We start from the raw sequence: 21795 nt of genomic DNA on the forward strand, positions 1-21795 counted from the left end.
TTGAAGGACGTTTGCCTGAAGAAACGAATGAAATTGCTATCGATCAAACGAATAATTATGCTGATGAGTATACAATAGGTGATACGATTCAGATAAATGAAGAAAATTCTGAAAATCGTGAGGATACATTTAAAGAGCATACGTTTGAAGTCGTTGGTTTCTTGAATAGTCCCTTATATATCGAACGGATAAACAGAGGGAATACAACTATAGGTAGTGGTAATCTAGACGGTTTTTCGGTCGTGTCAGCAGATGTTTTTGATATGGACGTCTATACCGATGCCTATATCTCATTCGATCGATCGGGCGAGTATGAAGCCTATTCGACAGAATATCAGGACTTTATCGATAGCGAAATGGCTCAAGTAGAAGCGCTGATATCAGAAAGACCAAATGAAAGATACGAACAACTTTACGGAGAGATCGAAAGTGAAATTGAAGAAGGATACGAAGAAGTAGAGGAAGCCAGACAAGAGCTTGAAGAGGGCAGAGCGGAACTTGAAGACGTCCGAAATGAGATTGATGAAGGCTATGCTGACTATGAAGCTGGGATAGAGGAACTTGAACGCGAAGCAGCAAATGCGCGTACTGAAATCGAGAACGAGCGGACACAAATCAATCAAGCGTTGAATGAAATTGAAGAGAGCAAAGTCCAGCTTGAAGCAGCGCAGATGCAGGACTCTCCCTCTTACGAAGAGTTATTGATCCAGGAAGAACAGGTCATGGCTGGATTACAAGAGCTCGAAAATGCTGAAAGCCAACTCGATGCTGAGCTGGCAACTTCAAGAGAAGAATTGGAAACTGCACGTGTGGAATTAGAAGAGGCAGAAGCTGAGTATCAAGATGGACTAGCTGAATTTGAAGCAGAAGCCGCGGATGCCGAAGCAGAAATTGCCGAAGCTCTAGTTGATTTAGAAGAAGCCGAAACAGAATTAGCTGATTTAGACGAGCCGGAATATTTTGTCGATGATCGAACATCTCTTGCCGGTTACGAGGAGTTTGACCAAAATGCGGAGAGAATCAATGCTATTGCTAAGATATTCCCGGTTTTCTTCTTCTTGTTGGCCGCGCTTATTTCATTAACAACGATGACGCGAATGGTCGATGAAGGAAGAAATCAGATCGGTACGCTAAAAGCTTTGGGATATGGGGACATGGCCATTGCAACCAAGTATTTTGTTTATGCATTCATTGCTACCTCTTTCGGGAGTGTGTTAGGTTTGTTTCTGGGGTATTGGCTCTTTCCTAATGTGATTTTAGACGCGTATAGCTCGCTGTATAACTTGCCTTCCGCCCAAACCCAATTTTATTGGAGCTACGCCGCAATCTCTCTAGCGGGTGCACTTTTGGCAACAGGATTATCTACATTAGTTTCCGTTCGCCTATCTTTACGCAGCAATGCGGCAACGTTACTACGGCCAAAAGCGCCTAAAAAAGGGAAACGGATTTTCTTGGAATATATGCCGTTTCTTTGGAAGAGGCTTTCGTTCACTCAAAAAGTAGCGTCACGAAATATATTTAGATACAAACGCCGAATGTTGATGACATTATTTGGGGTTGCTGGCGGAACGGCCTTGCTCTTAACTGGCTATGGCTTATCTGATTCGATTGCTGGCATTGCAGACGTTCAATTTGGAGAAATCAATTTATACCAGGCAGTCGTAGCTGAAAACAATGAAGCAACAGCTGCTGATCGTGAGTCGCTTGTGGCGACACTTGAAAACGTAGAAGGCTTTGATAAAGAGCTTCTATCTTTCCAGGAAAATATTAAAGCCAACAATAATGGAGAGACGCGCGATTTTACGCTGCTTGTTCCAAGTGATGCAGAGCTGTTTGAAGAATTTATTGTACTCAGAGACTTGGAAAATCAATCAAACACTTACGAATTACCTGATGATGGTGTAGTTATTACCGATAAGTTAGCCGAGTTACTTGATGTAACTGTAGGGGATACACTGGAGATGGAGTGGGACGATTCTGAAACAGTCGAAGTCGAAATCAATGCTGTTTCTGAACAATACGTCCAGCATTATATATACATGTCACCAGCCTATTATGATCAAGTGATCGATGAAGAACTCGAATATAATACACGGCTGCTTAAATATGACGAACAAATAAGTAATGATGAGCTGGGGGAACAATTGACTGAAGAAGAGGCCGTTCTGGGTGTAACGTTTGTAACAGCCATCAAAGATGCGTTCCAAGATTCGATGGATAGCCTGGATGTGGTGACGGTGGTGCTCATCATCTCGGCAGCTTCACTCGCGTTTGTCGTCTTATATAACCTCACAAATATCAACGTTTCAGAACGTATCAGAGAACTATCAACAATTAAAGTCTTGGGATTCTTCGACAAAGAAGTGACCATGTACGTTTACCGTGAAAACTTTGTTTTGACCATTATGGGCATATTTGTCGGTTTTGTATTAGGTATTTTCATGCACCGCTTTGTATTACAAACGGCTGAGCTTGATATTATGCGTTTTATCAGCCAAATTACATGGACGAGTTATCTGTATTCATTCCTGCTGATGTTTTTCTTCAGTAGTCTGGTGATGGTCGTGATGCATTTCAAATTAAAACACATCAATATGGTTGAAGCATTAAAAATTCCTGACTGATTGAACAAATTAGTTAGGATGCATTGTTGAACGATCATAAGAGTAATAGGAGGAAAGATATATGGATGGATTTAAAGAAGCACAATCCCTGGAGGAACTTAGAAAGCATGTGAACGAGAATGATTTGGCCTTTTTGTTTTTGTATGGTCAAAATTGTTCGGTTTGTCACGGTGTCCTTCCTCAAATCAAACCAATTGTAGAGGGATTCCCGGAAATAAAAACGTTACAGGCAGATGTCGAAAAAATCCCGGAAATTTCTGGAGAATACATTGTATTTACGGTACCTGTTGTCTTGCTGTTTGTTGATGGGCGAGAAGTCATGAGGTTTGCTCGATTCATCGAGAAAAATAAATTACACGAACAACTAGATAAAATAACAAGTGCTTTAAGTAGCTAAACTGAAAAAGCTCCCCAGAAAATGGAGGACCATGAGGTTAAGAGTGATCATCTTATCCATCAGCGTCCATTCGATTTACTGGGGAGTTTTTTTATTTTCTAAGGGTTAGTTTTCGCCTTCAACTATCCAGGACATATCCCATTCTTTTGCGGCCCAGTCGATCAATTCGTTGACGTCTCGAGTGAGGGATAAAAAAGAAAAATCACTTTCGGATAAAAGCGTTTGAGAGATCGCCTGTATTTCATAGGTCAGAGCTTTGGAGCTGTCACCTAGGTTGATCTCTTCGGTTGAACCGTTTGAATAAGTGACTATGGCCTGAGAGGCTCTCGGGAAATCGGTGACGGTGATATAAGCCTTTTCGCAGACAATAACACCTTGAATCGGCATAGTTGCTTGAAAACTTAAAGCAGCTGTCCCGATTTCATCTTGTTTGTTCCTGAAATGAAAAGTACTGCTGTCATCAACACCAGTTTTATTTAACGAAACAGCAGTTTGTCTTTCGTCGGGCTGACTTGAAAGAAAGTACCGGATAAAGGATAAGGCATAAACACCGATATCAAGTAATGCACCACCTCCAAGATCAGGATCATAGAAGCGATCTGTGGGGTCAACGGTCTGCTTACTTCCGAAGAAAGTGTGGATCATCTTTAATTTGCCGTATTTATTTGTCTGTATGTTGCTTTTTATTTTTTGGTGAAGAGGCATATGATAAATGGTCATTGCCTCAGCGACGAGCAGATTTTTAGTTTGCGCTACTTTTAATACTGTGTTTAACTGCGTGCGGTTAAGAGTAATCGGTTTTTCACATAAGACATGTTTGCCGGCTTTGAGTAACATCAGCATGTCAGCATAGTGGTAACTGTTTGGAGTGGCAACATAAACAATGTCTATTTCTGGATCGTATGCTAATTCTTCATAACTTCCATAGGCTTTTTTGACCTCGTATTTTTTTGAGAACTCAAAAGCTTTTTGGAGAGTATGAGAAGCCACCCCTAAAAGGTTAGCGTTATCTGAATCGAACTGTGACGCAAATTGATGAGCGATATCACCGAGACCGATAATTCCCCAATTTATTTTTTTCAAGTTGATCCTTCTTTCTTTAGCGATTCTTTCTAGTCTCTAAGTATAACTCTATTCAAAAAAAGAGATGTATACTTTTTTAGTATCTGTTTAGATTAATCTTAGTATGTTAAAATAGTAGTGGACGGCTTGCTTTGAAACATTCATGACTAAAGTCACGAGTGTTCTCGGCTGTTTGATAAAAAAAATGAAAATCAAGATAACAGCTTTTTAATTGATACACATGTATATCCTAAGTATAAATGATTTGAAAACAAAATAGGAGGATAAATTCTGAGTTATAATAAAAAGAAAAATTCTTTTCCGCTTGCAAAACTACTGATGATTCTTTTTCTTGCTTTTATTGGATCCATAGCATTGATCAGTCAATCAGTGGAGAATGAATCTGTGATTCAAAAGAGCAGGACAAAAGAAGAATTTATTAATGACGTGGCAAGTCATGCGGTTCCTCTCGAAGGATCTCATGGGATAAAGCCAAGCGTAGCTATTGCACAGGCGATTTTAGAATCGAACTGGGGAAAAAGCAGCTTATCACGACAGGAACATAATTATTATGGTATTAAAGGGCAGTCGGACAATAAAAGATATGAGACATTAGAATATGATGAAGAGTGGATAGAGACTCATGCCTCATTTAGAAGTTACCCGTCTCTTGAAGCGTCAGTGAAAGGTTATGCTGAGTTGATTTCTAATGGTGTGGCATGGAATTCTAAACTTTACCAAGGTGTACAGGAAGCTGCTACATATCAGGAGGCAGCATACGCAATTTATTCTGCAGGTTATGCAACAGACCCAACTTACCCTGAAAAACTTATTGAGATTATAGAGTTATATGGATTAGATCGCTTTGATAATTAAAATATATGATAAAGAGGAATGGATATGGAAAAGAAAAAATACCCGTCTGTGAAATCAGATTTGTATAATGGATATGTCGAATTGCCTGAAATAATTAGAAAAGCCAGTGGAATATTAATAAATGGAAAACGGTTTAAATCATTTATATTCACCACTGATATCGCATTGATCATGAATAATGATGCTGATGGGATTATGGCTGTATATCCATTTACACCTCATCCGGCTATATTAGAAGCCATTACATCTGTTTCAACGATTCCAGTTATGGCCGGTATCGCTGGAGGTAAGACTCAGGGTATCCGATCAGCTAATATGGCTTTATTTGCAGAAGCTCACGGATGTAAAGCAGTTGTCGTTAATGCACCCACACCGATAGATACGATTGGAAAAATAAATGAAGTCATCGATATCCCCATCATTTTAACAGTGGTATCCGAATACACGACCATAGAGAAACGTATAAAAGCCGGCGTAGATATCATTAACGTGTCTGGTGCAGGTAGAACGAGTGAGATCGTGAGAAGATTGAGAGAAAAGTATCCTGATCTACCCATTATCGCAACAGGGGGCCCAACGGAAAAAAGCATTTTAGAAACAATCGAAGCTGGAGCTAACGCCATAACGTATACACCTCCCTCAAATGGTGAATTATTCAGCAGAAAAATGATGGATTATAGAGCGATGGAGAAAGACCGTTTTGAAGATGATTAAATCAGCATAAAGGAGTCGACGACGTGAAAAAAAAGAGAAATCAACCAAAAGCATCAAATAAGAAAGTGATGGGGGTGGTTTTTGGCATTGTTCTACTTATCCTGGTGAGTACAGGTGGCTACATGTTTTACAGAAATTGGAGAGCAGAACAATTAGCCATAGAACGACGCGAAGAAGTTGAAAGCCTGGTCGATGATTATCTGCAAGCGAAGGCTTCGACCCGTTTTGAAGACTATACGGACACACTGCTCGAACGATCTGTATCGGAAGAAGGCTACACGAAACAAGAATTAGCTGAAAGATATGACGCGATTTTTCAAGCCATCGGGGTGGATCAAGTAGAAATCATAGATCACGAAATCATCTATGATGAAGAAACGGATGCCTATTCATTTAATTACAGCGTGGGCATGATGACCGTTTTAGGCGAGATTGAAACGTTGAATTATGAATCAGCCATTTATGAAATGGAAGAACTGAAAGCAGTTCAGTGGGACCATTCTCTGTTTTTCCCTAACATGGTGGAAGGTGACACAGTCAGATTGTCTTATGAGGAGCCAAACCGCGGATCTATCTACGATCGAAACGGGAATATGCTGGCAGGCGAAGGCGATGCGTATGAAGCAGGTCTGTATCCTGCCGTTTTGGGAGAAGGGGAAGAACGGGAAAACCGATTGACCACCGTTAGTGAGACGTTCGACATATCCGTAGAAGTACTTGAACGGTTACTTAGCCAAAGTTGGGTCACAGCAGAAAGCTTCGTTCCGTTTACCGTTGTGGATGTAGGTGAGACCCCTGAAGTTTCAGGCGTCTTGTATCAGCAGACAATTGACCGTCTCTATCCTTTAGGAGAAGCTGCCGCACACCTGGTTGGCTATGTCGGTGATGTTTCTGCCGAAGATATCGAAAACAATCCATTATTACAAGCGGGACAAGTAGTAGGTAAGAGTGGTTTAGAATACAGATTTGATAAAGAATTACGGGGAGAGATGGGCGGAAGAATAACGCTTGTTGATAGCGAAGGCGAAACGAGAGAAGTTGTGATGGAAAGAGAGAAAAAAGATGGAGATCCATTCCATTTAACCATCAATAGTGATATCCAGGCAGAATTATACGCATCATTTGAATCGGAACCAGGCGCTGCCTCTCTCATGGATCCTAAAAGTGGGGAACTTCTCGCTTTAACCAGTTCGCCTTCTTATGATCCTCAGCTTTTTGCCCGTGGCATTTCCCAAGCTGATTATGATGCTTACAAGGACGATGAAAATAAGCCGTTCTTAAATCGCTTTACTTCCCGTTACGCACCGGGATCAACTTTCAAAATTCTGACTTCACTTGTTTTGCTCGATTCAGGAGTGACGACACCTGATAAAATCAACACCATCGAAGGCCTAAACTGGTCGCCAGACAGAGACGGTTTTGGAGATAGACAGATCACAAGAGTAAATGATACGATTACTGAGGTTAGTTTAAGAGATGCCCTCGTTTATTCAGATAATATCTACTTCGCCATGGAAGCTCTGGAACTCGGGTCTGATGATTTTGTCGAAAACATGCTGATGTTTCCATTTAGTGAAGAGTTTGATTTGCCTTTAACCATGGAACCCGCGCAACTGGCAAATAATAATGAAATCAGTGAGGTCACCTTATTGGCCGACACGGCCTATGGGCAAGGTGAAATATTGATGAATAGCATTCATCAACAAACTTTTTATACACCTGTTCTAAACGAAGGAGAATTTGTCTATCCTCAGTTACTTCTTCAAGAGGAAGAAATAATGACTGAAGCAATTATATCAAGCGAGAGCTCGATTCTGGTAAGGGATATGCTGGTTGAAACGGTGACGAACCCGAATGGAACATCCTATCGGTTAAATGATTTAGATTATTCGGTAGGTGCTAAAACAGGAACTGCTGAAATTGCTGGCGAAGATGAAAATGAAACGAACGGATTTTTGTATGTATTCGATGAACAAGACGAAGCTTATTCATTCGTAGGCTTTTTAGAAGGACAAAAAAGTGGCGATGTTATCGACCAGTTCTATCCCTTCTTTACAACTGTTAAGACCTTCATTGAGTGATGCCATAAAATGAATTGAGATAATCGTTGTAAGTTAAAGCGGTATATGATATATTGACTGTGTTTTTACATGATTTGAAATTTTAAAGGAGACAATTTATGAACAGCGACCCCTGGAGTATAGAGCCCTTTATTGGGCCACTAGTAGTTATTATCAGCTTGATTGTATTACACGGATTTCTTTCAGCCGCTGAGATGGCTATGGTATCTATTAATCCAAACAAAATAATGGAAGAGTCCTTAGATGGAAGCAAGAAAGCGAAACGGATTTTACGAATTTTAGACAACGCAGACGAGTTTTTAACGACGATTCAAGTAGGTATGTCGTTATCCGTTTTGTTTACAAGCGGCATGACTGCATTTTTGATCACGCGTCTAGTCGAATCATCGGCTAATCCGATCCTTTCTTCACAAGTATTTGTATTGATCGTCAGTGCACTTGTACTCACGTACTTATTCTTGTCGTTTGGTGAAAAGCTTCCTAAAGCAATAGCAAAACAAAATCCGGATGAAACGGCGATGCAGTTATCTGGTATGGTTTTTGGGCTTAGATATCTTTCATTACCGATTGTGTGGTTACTTGATATCACGGTTAAAGGTGCAAAACACATCTTGCCTATCGATTTTACAGCTAATGATGATACCATTACACGAGATGAATTTCGTTCGTTTATCGAACATAGCCACCAACATGAGGTTATTGATATAGATGAATTTTCAATGCTGAAGGGTGTATTATCTCTTGATAATAAAATCGCTCGTGAAGTGATGGTACCACGTACGGATGCATTTATGTTAGACTATGATGATCCAAACGAAGAAAACATTGAGGCCATGCTGGAAACACCTCATTCACGTGTCCCGCTGTATTATGAAGATAAAGACAATATTCTAGGAATCGTCCACGTTAAAAACTTATTACAGGCATCAAAGCATAAACCGTTATACTCGATCGATTTAAAAGAAATTAGTAATCGACCGTTATTCGTTCCTGAGACTATTTTTATCGATGACTTGATTTTCCAAATGAAACGAACGCAAAATCAAATGGCGATCTTGAATGATGAATATGGTGGCGTAGTCGGTATTGTTACATTGGAAGACTTATTGGAAGAAATCGTAGGAGAGATTGACGATGAGTATGATGAAACAAGTAACCTGATCGAACAAATTGAAGACTCTATTTATAGTGTAGATGGATCCACACCGTTGGATAAGTTTAATGATTATTTTAAAACCAAAATCGATTCAGAAGATGTGGATACGATCGCCGGTTATTTTATCACTGAATTTGGAAGTATCCCTGCTGAGTCAGAAGATGCCTTTATCCGTGTTGGTGAATTAAGATTAATTGTCAGCAAAATGGAAGGGTCACGTATTTCAGCACTTACTGTAAAAAGAAATGAAGAAGAAAGAAATGAAGAGACAATTGAAGATAAGCGAGAGTGAGCAGAGAATCAACCTGCGCTCTTGAGGGCAAAGGCTGAGACAGGTATTGTCTCGGCCGTTGTTTTATATATTGGATAGGGATAATTAGTAACTATATTATAAGCATATAATGCGAGGAGAGATAAAGTGGAATTTAATTTTGGAATGCTGATAACGATATTTATGATCAACGTCGTATATGTTACGTTAAATACGCTTCGAATGATGTTGACGATGAAAGGGTATCAAGTGGCAGCACCATTCGTAGCTATGGCTGAAGTAGCTGTGTGGGTTGTCGGACTAGGACTGGTACTGGATAACTTGGATAATGTTTTAAATATTGTAGTTTATTCATTAGGTTTTGGTGCAGGTATTTATGCCGGTATGAAAATAGAAGATAAACTGGCTTTAGGCCATATCGTGGTAACGACCATTGTACCTGATAACGGCTGGGATATTGCAGAAAAAATCAGAGGTGAAGGCTACGGTGTGACGATCAGCCAAGCGTATGGTAGAGAAGGCAGCCGCTATGTTCTGGAAATATTAACGCCGAGGTCAAATGAAAGAAGCCTGTACCGTTTGATCCAAGAAATAGAATCAAAAGCATTTATAATATCCTATGAACCACGCTATATAAATGGTGGATTCTGGACAAAACGAATGAAAAGAAATAAAAAACAAGTCAGAAACAATCCTCAAGCAGATCCGTTTACCGAATTCAGATGATGGAGTGACAAATTATGATCAATTGGATAGAACCTGGCAGTACGATTGGTATTATTGGCGGAGGCAGTGTCGCTCGCTTGCTGGCACTGTCAGCAAAAAAATTAGGGTATCATGTGGGTGTGCTAGACCCGCATGCACATTGTTTAGCTGAAAGCATTACCGACTGGCATATAAAAGCTGAACTCACAAATGAACAAGCGTGCCTGGATCTGGCTATGAGAAGTGATGTGGTTGTATACGAATCGGATGCTTTTCCATCTCATTTGGTGAAAAAAATTAAGCGCACCGTTCCTATACCTCAGGGCGAAGAGTTACTCTCTATTTCTCAAGACAGAATGTTACAGAAGGCTTTTTTAGAATCCATACGCGTAAATATTGCCCCTTTTGCAACCATTATCTCTTTAGCTGATATTAGAGAAGCTGTAAAGAGCATCGGTTTTCCCTGCGTCTTGAAATCGAATAGTACCGATGAACGCTATAAAAAACATCACGTACTATTCAGTGAAAAAGATATTGTCTCTTCGACAGATTTTTTGAAGCAAGGAACCTGCGTTCTGGAAGCTTGGATACATTCAGAAAAAGAATTATGTCTAGCGCTGGTAAAAAGTAACAACGGCGAGATCTCCACTTTTCCCATAACAGAAATGAAATATAAAAATGATGAATTTTATCAGGCTGTTGCTCCTGCTCAGATCGAGAGTGAAGTGGAACAAGAAATAAGACGCATTGGTCAAGTCATCGCAGAAAATCTGGATTTTATCGGAGTCATGGCTGTTGAAGTCTTTTCAACGGGCAGTGGGGCACTATATGTGAATGAAATCGTTGCTCATCCCCATCGTGCGTTTCATTACACCTTTAACTATCCGAACGTTTCTCAATATGAAGCATTGGTTAAGGCGGTAACAGGGTGGCCGATAAGCGTAACAAATAGATTATCTGATTCTATCGTTATGCAAGTGATAAGAACCGGTGAAAAAGATCTGGTTTATACGCAAGCGCAGATCAAACCCGATTGGCTCTTTACCTTTTATGATAATATCAATGAATCAGAAACCACCGAGTTTGGTCATATCGTGGTTCCAACTAAACAAGTCAATAAAACATTGGCTCAGTTAACAGATATATTTGTCTGAATGAGGGACGTCTAAATGACAAAAATGAATAAAGTTGAAGCTAAAGCCTATGACTATATAAAAAATGAAATAATGGTTTCACATTGGACAAAAGATAAACAGATAAAAGAATTAGATATATCCAAACGTCTTGATATCAGTCGCACGCCAGTCAGACGAGCGCTCAACCGATTGATTGTAGAAGGCTATGCTTACCAAGTGCCGAATAAAGGGGTGTTTGTTGGGGGAAAGCCGCTTGATCTAAGTCAGCAGAAGGAACGCATCTATTTTCTTGAATCATTACTTCAGCATATTTTTTATAGACTGCAGCTTGATGAATGTGTCATTGACACTGATCCCTTTTCGGATAGGATAGAAGACCTGAAAGTTGCAGAATCACTTAAGTCAAATCAGTTTGAAACAGCTGAGATCGACTTTTGGAAAATGCTGCTCAGTTATCATTCAAACACGTATATGAATGACCGCATTATTGAGACGATGGTGAGTTTATATCTAGATTCAAATCAGACACCTTTTGTTTTCCGTAAAAGTAGAGCCATTAAAATAGATCATTATGAACAATTGATGGAATGGATCAAAGAACAAAATTACACATATGCTAGACGAGAAATTCGGATCTTGCTTAATCAGCTGCTTATTAATCTTATTCAAGGTATAGACGAATAAAATGAAGTGGTGCATGTAAAACTCTATGCTAACGGGCGTAGAGTTTTTTTGTAGTCTGAAAGGATATCGACTTGATTTAAGTCAGAGTAAAACAGTTTTTTGAAATAAGCTGAATAGTAACATACAGGAATTTGTACCAATGATATGTAGAAATTGTACCGTTACGGTGCATAATCTCTAGTAAGATGTATGGAAAGGATGCTCGATTTTCTGTATAATGGAATAATGTATGAACACCTGAAAGGATGAATAAAGTGGTACTGCGAGAAGATATTTTACAAGGGATGAATCCCAAACAGAAAGAGGCAGTTGCTCACACAGAAGGACCATTGCTTATTATGGCTGGAGCAGGATCTGGCAAAACACGCGTATTGACGCACCGGATCTCTTATTTGATCCAGGAAAAAGGCGTGAACCCGTGGAACATTTTAGCCATCACCTTTACCAATAAAGCGGCTTCAGAAATGAAAAGCAGAGTTGCAGGACTCGTTAAAGATGGCGGACAAGACGTATGGGTCTCCACCTTTCACTCAATGTGTGTCCGTATCTTGAGAAGAGAAATAGACCATATTGGATACAGTTCTAATTTCACTATAGCCGATCCCGGAGAACAGCTGACATTGATGAAAAAGATACTTAAACGATTGAATATCGATCCTAAAAAATATAATCCGAGAGCGATACTTTCTGAAATAAGCAATGCCAAAAACATTTTACAGAACGAGAAAGAATATCGTGCTGAAGCAACAGATTTCTTTGGTAAAATGGTTGCCGATTGTTATGACAGTTATCAACGCGAATTAAGACAAGCAGAAACGGTTGATTTTGATGACTTGATCATGCTGACGGTCCGCTTATTCGAAGAACATAAAGACATCTTGGAGTATTATCAGACAAAATTTCAATATATTCATGTGGATGAGTATCAGGATACCAACCATGCGCAGTATCGTCTCGTCAAATTGCTGGCAGAAAGATTTAATAATATTTGTGTGGTGGGTGACGCCGATCAGAGTATTTATGGCTGGCGCGGAGCTGACATGGAAAATATCCTGAATTTTGAACGGGACTATACCGATGCCAAAGTCGTCTTACTGGAACAGAATTATCGCTCGACCAAAAACATTTTAAAAGCTGCCAACGATGTGATTTCGCATAATTCGAAACGTAAAGACAAACATTTATGGACAGATAAAAATGGTGGAGAATTTATTACGTATTACCGCGCAGGGAATGAACATGAAGAGTCCCGTTACGTGATCCAGCACATCCAGAAAGAACTGGAGAAGAATCCGGATAGAGAATACGGGGATTTCGCCGTGCTTTACCGAACGAACGCGCAATCGCGTGTGATGGAAGAAACGCTGATCAAAACGAATATTCCTTACCGAATGGTGGGGGGGCATAAATTCTATGACCGTAAAGAAATAAAAGATGTGTTAGCGTATTTAACACTCATCGCCAATCCAAAAGATAATCTCAGTCTTGCCCGTATCATCAATGAACCGAAACGTGGCATTGGAGCGAGCACGGTTGAAAAATTAGCCTTAGCCGCCGAAGAGATGGGCTGGAGCCTGTATGACGCAGCTTTAAATGCGAACAGCATCAATCTTTCAGCACGTGCAACCAAGAAAGTAGAAGTATTCGCCTTAATGATCCAGGATTTCCGTAAAATGGCAGAGTTCTTAAGCATTACGGAATTGACGGAAGAAATCTTGAATAAATCAGATTATTTACCGACGTTAAAAAAGGAACGCACCCTGGAAGCTGAAACACGTGTGGAGAACATCGAAGAATTCTTGACCGTCACGAAACAATTTGATGAGCAGCAGCCAGATGACGCCAGTTTGATCACGTTCCTTACTGATTTGTCTCTGATCTCAGATATTGAACGCTTGGAGGAAGAACCGACAAGTGAAATCACTTTGATGACCTTACATGCTGCCAAAGGTCTAGAATTCCCAGTTGTGTTCCTGATCGGCATGGAAGAAGGACTCTTTCCGCTCTCTCGAGCAGACTCTGATGAAGAACAAATGGAAGAAGAGAGACGACTAGCTTACGTTGGGATCACGAGAGCAGAAGAAAAACTGTACCTTACGAATGCATTGTCACGGGCTCTATACGGGCGCGTTCAATCCAACCGTCCGTCCCGATTTTTAGAAGAAGTGGATGAGACAGTGCTGGAAGTTGAAGAATCCAGCTCGTTAAAACCCTTTTCAAGCGGCATGTACAAAGGCATGGGGAACAGTTCCAAGGATCCTTTTGATAATAAGACGAAACAAAGGAAAAATTTTGTCTCACATGCCACAGGTAACAGTGGTGCAGAAAAATTAGACTGGCAAGTGGGAGAAAAAGTTAAACATAAAGTATGGGATGTTGGAACCGTTGTAAAAATAAGCGGTGAAGGCGATGATCTTCAACTGGATATTGCTTTTCCAGGGATCGGTATCAAGCCACTCTTGGCAAGTTTTGCACCGATCGAAAAATTCTGAGAGCAGGAAGGATAGTCCAATGACTAAAAAAATGGATTTTGATCAGGCAAGAGAACGCGTCGATGAATTGGTCACCTTGCTGGACCAGTACAGTCATCAGTACTATGTCCTGGACCAGCCAACCATTCCAGACGAAGAGTATGATCGATTATACAGAGAATTAGTTGAGCTGGAAGAAACCTATCCGACACTTGTTAAAAATGACTCACCGACTCAACGTGTAGGTGGCAGTCTTTTAGAAGGTTTTGAAAAAGTGGAACATGACACACCCATGCTAAGTTTAGACAATGCGTTTTCTAAAGAAGAGTTGATAGACTTCGATCGACGGGTATCTCAGTTAATTGAGCGTCCCTGCACGTATCATTGTGAATTGAAAATCGATGGTTTGGCTGTTTCCTTGAAGTATGAAAAGGGTAAGTTCAAACAAGCCGTGACTCGTGGAGATGGGTCGGTGGGTGAAAATGTGACGGTAAATGTTAAAGCGATCAGATCCATCCCGCTAACGTTGAAAGAACCGGTGACCTTAGAGACACGCGGAGAAATTTATATGCCTAAATCGTCGTTCGTTGCGTTGAATCAAAAACGTGAAGAACAGGGCGAAGCCGTTTTCGCGAACCCACGCAATGCGGCCGCTGGGACGATCCGTAATTTAGATCCTAAAGTGACCGCCTCGAGGAACTTGAGTGTGTTTTTATACTCACTCGCACAACTAGATGACAAAGAAATTGAAAGTCAGTCAGAAGCTTTACAGTTACTCGACGATTTAGGTTTGAAAACGAACCCGGAACGGCGTGTGTTCGAATCCATAGATGCTGTGTGGGCTTTTGTTGAAGAATATCAGGAAAAGAGAACAACGCTTCCTTATGAAATCGATGGAATCGTCATTAAGGTGAACGAGCTGGATAACCAGGAAAAAGCGGGTTACACGGTCAAGGCACCGAGATGGGCCATTGCTTATAAATTTCCTGCCGAAGAAGCTGAGACCCTCCTCCGGTCGGTTGAATGGACAGTGGGGCGTACCGGTGTCGTCACACCTACAGCCATCATGGATCCCGTTCAACTTGCGGGAACGACGGTTCAGCGAGCAAGTCTGCATAACGTTGACCTAATGAAAGCAAAAGATATTCGCTTAAAGGATACTGTCGTTGTGCGTAAAGCGGGAGACATCATTCCTGAAGTGGTCAAAGTGAATAAAGACAAACGACCAGAAGACAGTCAGCCGTACGCATATCCGACGCACTGTCCGGCCTGTCAGAGTGAACTGATGCATCTGGATGATGAAGTGGCCTTAAGATGTATGAATCCAAGCTGTTCTGCTCAGGCAAAAGAAAAATTGACCCATTTTGTTTCGCGAAATGCGATGAACATTGACGGTTTAGGTGAGCGGATCGTTGCACAACTCTATGATCAGTCCCTGGTTAAAGACTCCGCTGATTTATACTACTTAGAAAAAGAGCAGCTGTTGACCTTAGATAAAATAGCCGACAAGTCAGCTGACAACATGCTCAGTGCCATCGAGAGATCGAAAGAAAATTCACTGGAGCGGCTAGTTTTTGGTTTAGGGATCAGACATGTCGGAGCGAAAGCTGCCAGGTTACTTGCCGAAGAGTTCATTACAATGGAACAACTGAGAAAGGCGCCCAAAGAAGCCATCGAAGCCATCGAAGGACTGGGCGAAACAGTTGCCGAAAGCATTCAAGCCTTTTTCGAGTTAGAAGAAGTCGATCGATTGATTCAAAAGCTAAAAGAAGCAAGTGTTAATATGGAATATAAAGGTAAACGTAAAGAAGAGATTGAACAAGTCTCTTCCTACTTTTCAGGAAAGACGGTCGTCATCACAGGGAAGTTAGAACATTATACCCGTGATGAATTAGAACAGAAGTTGACTGATCTTGGTGCAAAAGTCACAGGCAGTGTGTCTAAGAATACTGATTACCTGATTGCTGGAGAAGATGCTGGAAGTAAGTTGACAAAAGCACAGGATTTGGAAGTGCCAGTGTTGACTGAACAGCAAGTCCTTGAGGAAATCGATGAATGAATAGAAGTGAGAGTGAGAGCGAGTGAAAAAGAAAACAGTTCTTAGTTTAATAATTGCCCAGGCTTTGTTTCTTTCAGCGTGTGATTTCTTTCCAGATCCCGTTGATTCGAATGAAGCTGAACGGTCAGGAGAAACAGCGAATCAGCTGGAGGAAGATGCAGCATCTACGATTGAAGAGCAGGTTGATTCAAATTATTACCGTCCGGTCATTACTGAAGACGGCACATACGCACCGAGTCAAAATAGAGGGATCACACGCAGTCTTAACTCGAATGTCAATATACGGACGTTTGAAACAGACTTGATGCGTCACTCTCAAGCACAGTTTCCTACGGACAGTCATTTCTTCCAGGAAGGACAATTCTTATCTTCTTCACTAGTCACAAACTGGTTAGGGAGAGAAAAGATACCTGACGAAAATAATGAAGAAGAGGAAGAAATAGATGAACAGGATGAACAGGTAGAAGAACAAATAGAAGAACAGAATCAGGGGCTGAATCCTCCATCTAATAATACCTTTGATCCTGCAGAGCGTGATCCGAATTATCTGAGTTCATTGCTTGAACAGAACTATTACAGACAAACAGAAGAAGGGTTGGAGCTTGCCGGAATCAGTGTCGGACTCGCATTGAATCAAATCGATTATTATAGAGATGATATCGGGACTAGACTGCAACAACCCATCCCGTCTGATGAGTTACTGGAAGCAGGCAGAGAGATGGCAGAAAAAGTCATCTCTCGCATGCGCGCTATTGAAGGCTTGGAAGAGATTCCAATACTCATAGGCTTATATGAACAATCGACACAAGACGACCTGGCACCAGGAACGTACGTTTCAGTAGGCTTTGTTGAAAATGGCAATACGACGGTATCTAACTGGGAGGACATGAACGAAAATCGCCTGGTCTTTCCTTTAGAAGGCATGCAGAGCGCTGAAGGCAATAACTTTGCTAACTTCAGATCTGAAGTCGAAGGGTTTTTCCCTAATGTAAGTGGTGTAACCGGACTAGGTCATTATGTGGAAGACCAGTTAATGAATTTAGAGATCACGATCACCACTCAGTTCTACGGCAAAGGAGAAATCATTGCCTTTACCCAGTTCTTAAATGAAGCAGGCAAAACATATTTACCCAATAACGTGCCGACGCAAATCAATGTGGAGTCTTTAAATGGCATGGAGTCTCATCTCAACAGAGAAGCGGAACAAGAAGATTATGAGGTTTATATCTTTAATTAAATGATCAGAAAAATAAATAGCAGATGGAAGGATAGATAACATGGCGATAAATGAAGAAACAGTCAAACAAGTAGCCAAATTGGCAAAGTTGGAATTTGACGACAGTGCGATCCACTCTATTACAAAAGAGTTGGATCAAATTGTTGAAATGGTAGAGAAATTGGATGCCTTGGATACAGAGGGTGTCGAAGGAACCTATCACGGTCTTCCTCAGACAAACGTTTGGAGAGAAGATGTTGTTCAAAAAGGAACGGATAGAGAAGATTTATTTAAAAACGTTAAAACACGAAAAGATGGCTATATTGAAGTGCCTGCCATGTTCGACAACGGGGGGAGTGAAGCATAATGGATTTCTTGGATTATACTTTAGAAGAATTACATGACAAACTGGTCAGTAAAGAACTCACAGCGGTTGAATTGATGGAATCTGTCTATGCAAATATTGCTCAAACAGATGAACAAGTAGGGGCTTTCTTAACTCTAAGTAAAGAAGAAGCTTTAGCAGCCGCGAAAGAGATGGATAAACAAGGGATTGATGAAAACAACGTCTTGAGTGGTTTGCCTATCGGGATCAAAGATAACATTTCCACCAAAGGTATCAAGACAACGGCAGCTTCAAAAATGCTGGAAGATTTTGTTCCGGTTTATGACGCGACGGTTATTGAGAAATTAAAGCAGGCTGGTATGATCACGGTCGGGAAATTGAATATGGATGAATTTGCGATGGGCGGATCCACAGAGAACTCTGCTTTCCAAATCACACGCAACCCGTGGGATTTATCGAAAGTGCCGGGCGGTTCATCAGGCGGCTCAGCTGCAGCGGTAGCGGCAGGTCTAGTGCCTGTCTCTCTTGGTTCAGATACTGGCGGTTCCGTTCGAGAACCGGCGGCCTTTACCGGACTTGTAGGCATGAAACCTACATATGGACGCGTATCCCGTTATGGTCTCATTGCATTCGCTTCAAGTCTGGATCAAATTGGTCCGTTTACGCGTACAGTCAAAGATAACGCCCTTGTCTTGAATGCCATCAGTGGCACAGATGAGAAAGATTCAACTTCTTACCGAGGAGAGACGCCTGATTTCACTGAAGATATCGATAAAGGGGTCAAAGGCTTACGCATCGGGGTACCGAAAGAATACTTCTATGAAAATGCGCAAGAACCGGGCGTAATCGAGTCTGTCCGTCAAGCACTTGATTTCTATGAAAAAATGGGAGCAGAAATTGTAGAAGTCAGCTTACCACATTCCGAATATGGTATTCCTGCTTATTACATTATTGCTTCGTCAGAAGCATCGAGTAACCTGCAGCGTTTCGACGGTATTCGTTATGGTTACCGTTCAGAAAACATCGAATCGCTTGAAGATATCTACATCAAATCACGTTCAGAGGGGTTTGGCAAAGAAGTGAAACGCCGTATCATGCTTGGAACGTTCTCTTTAAGTTCAGGATTCTATGATGCTCACTTTAAAAAAGCGGCTCAAGCCCGCACATTGATCAGACAAGACTTTGAAAAGGTATTTGAAGACGTCGATGTATTAGTTGCACCGACAACGACAACCACAGCCTTTGAAATCGGCGGAAAAATCAAAGACCCGCTTGCCATGTATATGTCTGACATATTAACGGTTCCGGTCAATTTAGCCGGTGTGCCGTCGTTATCCATCCCATGCGGATTCTCCAATGATATGCCTGTCGGAATGCAGATAATCGGCAAACATTTTGATGAAAAGACAATTTATAGAACCGCTTATGCTTTTGAAAAAGAAAACGATTATCACACAAAAAAACCGTCATTTAGAGGAGGAGAATAAGCGATGAATTTAGAACCAGTTATAGGTCTGGAAGTACATGTGGAATTAAAAACCGATTCTAAAATGTTCTCCCCGTCACCCGCTCATTTTGGTGCTGAACCTAACACAAATACAAACGTCATCGACTGGGGACACCCAGGAGTCTTACCTGTCGTAAATAAACGTGCCATTGAATTTGGCATGAGAGCAGCTTTAACGCTGAACTGTGGTATAGCCGAATATACGAAATTTGACCGCAAGAATTATTTCTATCCAGATAATCCTAAAGCGTATCAAATTTCTCAGTTTGATAAACCCATCGGCTATGACGGATGGATCGAGATCGATGTCAAAGGTGAAAAGAAAAAAATTCGTATTGAACGTTTGCATTTAGAAGAAGATGCCGGGAAAAATATGCACGGGGATAACGGCTCTTCATATGTCGACTTAAACCGTCAAGGCACACCGCTGATAGAAATCGTATCGGAAGCGGATATGCGCTCGCCTGAAGAAGCACAAGCCTACCTGGATACCATCAAACAGCTGATTCAATTCACTAAAGTGTCGGATGTTAAGATGCAGGAAGGGTCTATGCGCTGTGATGCCAACATTTCACTGCGACCTTTTGGCCAGGAAGAGTTTGGGACAAAGACCGAACTTAAAAACTTGAACTCCTTCAACAACGTGAGAAAAGGTCTGGAACATGAGATAGTCAGACAAGAAAAAATCTTGAATGCCGGTGGCGCGATTCAGCAGGAAACACGCCGTTTCGACGATACAACGGGAGAAACCGTTTTGATGCGTGTCAAAGAAGGATCCAGTGACTACCGTTATTTCCCTGAACCAGACATTCCTAACTTGGAAATCAGTGAAGACTGGATCAATGATGTCAGAGCATCCCTCCCGGAAATGCCGAAAGAACGTCAGTCAAGATACATTAACGACTACAACTTGCCTGAATATGATGCTGGCGTATTGACCGCGACGGTTGAAATGTCCGATTTCTTCCAGGAAACGGTCGAACATGGCGCCGATCCTAAACAGGCATCCAACTGGCTGATGGGTGAAGTGTCAGCCTACTTGAACAGTGAGCATCTGGAACTATCAGAAACCAAGCTGACACCCAAAGCATTAGCTGAAATGATCAACTTGATTGATGACGGCACGATTTCTTCCAAGATTGCGAAAAAAGTATTCAAAGAACTCATTACTAATGGTAGTGATGATGTGAAAGCATTGGTCGAAGATAAAGGATGGGTCCAATTAAGTGACCCGGCTAAACTCTTACCAATTATTTCAGAAACATTAGACAATAACGAACAATCCATAGAAGATTATAAAAATGGTAAAGACCGCGCCTTAGGTTTCTTAGTCGGAAGTGTGATGAAACAAACACGAGGGAAAGCCAACCCGGGCGTCGTAAATAAACTTCTTAAAGAAGAAATGGACAAACGTTAAGCTTAACTGAAAAGAGGGGGTGGATGGACGGTGAGAAAACGCGCTCGCGTGATTTATAATCCGGCATCCGGTCGTGAACTATTAAAAAGACAAATACCAGATATTTTAATCGAATATGAAAAAGCGGGTTATGATACCAGTGCTTTTTGTACAACGCCTGCACCTCTGAGCGCTCAAGGAGAAGCTGATCGGTGCACGAAGGATGGCTTTGATCTTATTGTGGCAGCTGGGGGAGACGGGACGATCAATGAAGTGATCAATGGCATCTCGCCATATGAGCCGCGTCCCAAGCTGGCAATCATTCCGGCGGGAACAACCAATGACTATGCACGCGCACTAATGATCCCGCGCTATGATTTTGTGAAAGCGGCCCAGCTGATTCATAAAGGCCAAACCGTTCATATGGACATCGGAAGAGTTAAAACAAGCTCCGAAGATAAGTTTTTCATGAATATCGGCGCTGCCGGCTTCTTGACGGAAGTGACCTATGAGGTCCCAGCTAATATGAAATCTCTTTTCGGGTCACTCGCTTATTTCGTCAAAGGGGCAGAACTTTTGCCCCGAGTCGGTAAGGTCCCCGTCAAAATAACCTATGACGATGGCGTTTACGAAGGGGTGGCTTCCTTAGTTTTTGTGGCATTGACCAATTCGGTTGGCGGTTTCGAAAAAATCGCGCCGGACAAGACATTGGGCGACGGGAAATTCACCCTGATCATTGTCAAGACAACGAACATTGGTGAAATATTGAGACTGATCACGATGCTCATGAATGATGGCAGACACATCCATCATCCAAAAGTCCTGTACAAAAAAACGAGTTACGTCAAAGCGGAAACGCAGAACAAGCAACAGCTCATGATCAATATTGATGGTGAATACGGTGGTGATGCCCCAGCTGAGTTCAGCATGTACAAGCAGCATCTGGAAATCGTCACTGACTTGGATCGTATGCATCTGTCCATCAACACACATGATTTGATGACTGAAGAAAAAGAAGAAGAATTCAAAAAACAGGTCTCGAAATTAGAGAATATCGGAGAAGATTAATTAAAGCGCACCGTTTGAACGGACGT

General features: G+C 41.4%; 17 protein-coding genes. 16 read left to right on the top strand and 1 reads right to left on the bottom strand.

Translation table 11 applies throughout. The annotated features are described in order from the left end of the window. Together R6U02_RS01095 and R6U02_RS01100 are read left to right on the top strand one after the other, a co-directional pair. A partial coding sequence (locus R6U02_RS01095) for an FtsX-like permease family protein (RefSeq protein WP_410261780.1) occupies positions 1-2624 on the top strand: 2624 nt, incomplete at its 5' end. Positions 2625-2685: 61 nt separating this feature from the next. Next, on the top strand, positions 2686-3021 hold the full coding sequence (locus R6U02_RS01100) for a thioredoxin family protein (RefSeq protein ID WP_410261781.1): 336 nt from the start codon (positions 2686-2688) through the stop codon (positions 3019-3021). A gap of 105 nt (positions 3022-3126) precedes the next feature. Here R6U02_RS01100 and R6U02_RS01105 read toward each other — a convergent pair whose 3' ends face one another. Beyond that, positions 3127-4104 (bottom strand): Gfo/Idh/MocA family protein, encoded by a 978-nt coding sequence (locus R6U02_RS01105; RefSeq protein WP_410261782.1) that lies wholly within the window; start codon positions 4102-4104, stop codon positions 3127-3129. A gap of 384 nt (positions 4105-4488) precedes the next feature. Between R6U02_RS01105 and R6U02_RS01110 the strand changes: the two genes are divergently transcribed. The 14 genes from R6U02_RS01110 (at position 4489) to R6U02_RS01175 (ending at position 21769) form a co-directional block, all read left to right on the top strand. Next, positions 4489-4959 carry a glycoside hydrolase family 73 protein gene (locus R6U02_RS01110; RefSeq protein ID WP_410261783.1) on the top strand — a complete coding sequence of 157 codons (471 nt, stop codon included), beginning with the start codon at positions 4489-4491 and terminating at the stop codon, positions 4957-4959. A gap of 24 nt (positions 4960-4983) precedes the next feature. Then, positions 4984-5673: a hydrolase gene (locus R6U02_RS01115; RefSeq protein WP_410261784.1), complete on the top strand. Its 690-nt coding sequence runs from the start codon at positions 4984-4986 to the stop codon at positions 5671-5673. Between the two features lie 23 nt (positions 5674-5696). After that, positions 5697-7754 (top strand): penicillin-binding transpeptidase domain-containing protein, encoded by a 2058-nt coding sequence (locus R6U02_RS01120; protein WP_410261785.1) that lies wholly within the window; start codon positions 5697-5699, stop codon positions 7752-7754. A 98-nt stretch (positions 7755-7852) separates the two neighbouring features. Beyond that, on the top strand, positions 7853-9202 hold the full coding sequence (locus R6U02_RS01125) for a hemolysin family protein (protein ID WP_410261786.1): 1350 nt from the start codon (positions 7853-7855) through the stop codon (positions 9200-9202). A 144-nt stretch (positions 9203-9346) separates the two neighbouring features. Further along, positions 9347-9907, top strand: a complete 561-nt coding sequence (locus tag R6U02_RS01130; protein ID WP_410261817.1) for a DUF2179 domain-containing protein — start codon at positions 9347-9349, stop codon at positions 9905-9907. Between the two features lie 14 nt (positions 9908-9921). Further along, a complete protein-coding gene (locus R6U02_RS01135; RefSeq protein WP_410261787.1) occupies positions 9922-11040 on the top strand; it encodes an ATP-grasp domain-containing protein in 1119 nt (372 codons plus the stop codon). A 15-nt stretch (positions 11041-11055) separates the two neighbouring features. Continuing rightward, positions 11056-11706: a GntR family transcriptional regulator gene (locus tag R6U02_RS01140; protein WP_410261788.1), complete on the top strand. Its 651-nt coding sequence runs from the start codon at positions 11056-11058 to the stop codon at positions 11704-11706. 245 nt (positions 11707-11951) lie between these two features. Further along, entirely contained in the window at positions 11952-14198 is a 2247-nt protein-coding gene (gene pcrA / locus R6U02_RS01145; protein ID WP_410261789.1) for a DNA helicase PcrA, read from the top strand. A gap of 19 nt (positions 14199-14217) precedes the next feature. Next, positions 14218-16236, top strand: a complete 2019-nt coding sequence (gene ligA / locus R6U02_RS01150; protein WP_410261790.1) for an NAD-dependent DNA ligase LigA — start codon at positions 14218-14220, stop codon at positions 16234-16236. A 22-nt stretch (positions 16237-16258) separates the two neighbouring features. Then, complete coding sequence (locus R6U02_RS01155; RefSeq protein ID WP_410261791.1) at positions 16259-17473, top strand: CamS family sex pheromone protein; 1215 nt, start codon at positions 16259-16261, stop codon at positions 17471-17473. A gap of 40 nt (positions 17474-17513) precedes the next feature. Next, complete coding sequence (gene gatC, locus R6U02_RS01160; RefSeq protein WP_410261792.1) at positions 17514-17819, top strand: Asp-tRNA(Asn)/Glu-tRNA(Gln) amidotransferase subunit GatC; 306 nt, start codon at positions 17514-17516, stop codon at positions 17817-17819. Continuing rightward, complete coding sequence (gene gatA, locus R6U02_RS01165; RefSeq protein ID WP_410261793.1) at positions 17819-19285, top strand: Asp-tRNA(Asn)/Glu-tRNA(Gln) amidotransferase subunit GatA; 1467 nt, start codon at positions 17819-17821, stop codon at positions 19283-19285. The genes gatC and gatA overlap by 1 nt, the downstream gene beginning before the upstream one ends. A 3-nt stretch (positions 19286-19288) precedes the next feature. After that, positions 19289-20722 carry an Asp-tRNA(Asn)/Glu-tRNA(Gln) amidotransferase subunit GatB gene (gatB, locus tag R6U02_RS01170; protein WP_410261794.1) on the top strand — a complete coding sequence of 478 codons (1434 nt, stop codon included), beginning with the start codon at positions 19289-19291 and terminating at the stop codon, positions 20720-20722. Positions 20723-20752: 30 nt separating this feature from the next. Next, entirely contained in the window at positions 20753-21769 is a 1017-nt protein-coding gene (locus R6U02_RS01175) for a diacylglycerol kinase family lipid kinase (protein WP_410261795.1), read from the top strand. The last annotated feature ends 26 nt before the right edge of the window (positions 21770-21795 follow it).

The organism is Alkalibacterium sp., assembly GCF_046484155.1.
In the GTDB taxonomy this organism is placed as follows: Bacteria; Bacillota; Bacilli; order Lactobacillales; family Carnobacteriaceae_A; genus Alkalibacterium.